At 69.3% G+C, this 1,053-nt stretch carries 1 protein-coding gene; it reads left to right on the forward strand.

Annotated features, from left to right (window positions below; translation table 11 throughout):
• The coding region (locus ACWDN5_RS46800) for a cytochrome b N-terminal domain-containing protein (protein ID WP_449680800.1) at window positions 1–942 on the forward strand (942 nt) is incomplete at its 5' end.
• Between the last annotated feature and the right edge of the window lie 111 nt (window positions 943–1,053).

The following is a 1,053-nucleotide window of genomic DNA, read 5'->3' on the forward strand; positions in this document are numbered from 1 at the left end:
CCGGGGGTGCGGCGCAAGGAGACCAACGTCGTCGGGGTGCGGATCATGCCGTACTTCGCGCTCAAGGGCGGGGCGTTCTTCACCCTGGTCGTGGGTGTGCTGGCGCTGATGTCGGGGCTGTTCCAGATCAACCCGGTGTGGAACTTCGGCCCGTACAACCCGGCGCAGGTGTCGGCGGGCTCGCAGCCCGACTGGTACATGGCCTGGGCCGACGGCATGCTCCGGATCTGGCCGGCCTGGGAGGTCTACCTCGGGAACTACACGATCCCGGCGGTGTTCTTCCCCGGCGCGATCGGCATGCCGATCCTGTTCGGCCTGCTGCTGGGTTACCCGTTCATCGAGCGGAAGCTGTCCAAGGACACCGCGCACCACAACCTGCTCCAGCGGCCCCGGGACGTCCCGGTCCGCACGGCGCTGGGCGCGATGGCGCTGGGCTTCTTCATGGTCATCGAGCTGTCCGGCTTCAACGACATCATCGCCGACCAGTTCGACATCTCCCTGAACGCGACGACGTGGGCGGGCCGCATCGGCGTGCTGATCGTGCCGCCGCTGGCCTACTACTTCACCTACCGCATCTGCCTGGGCCTGCAGCGGGCCGACCGCGAGGTGCTGGAGCACGGCGTCGAGACGGGCATCATCAAGCGGCTGCCGCACGGTGAGTTCATCGAGATCCACCAGCCGCTGGCCGGTGTGGACAGCCACGGCCACGCGATCCCGCTCGAGTACCAGGGTGCGTCGGTGCCGAAGAAGATGAACAAGCTGGGTTCGGCCGGGCACGCGGTTCCGGGCACGTTCTGGTCGCCGGACCCGGCCGAGGAGACGGCGGCGCTGGAGCGGGCCAACGGCAACGGCCACTCCGGTGGCGAGAACGGCCAGCACGGCCAGCACGGCGAGTTCGACACCGCCGAGACGGCGTCGGCCGCGAAGCAGTCGGACCACTAGGTCCCAATACGCCGAAGGCCACCTCCGCGCGGAGCCGAGGCCGAGCCGACGACGACGCCGTGGCGGATCGCCGAGCCGCTCGTGTACTGGAAGCCCGGTGCGGTGAGCGCC

Source organism: Amycolatopsis sp. NPDC003731, assembly GCF_053586895.1.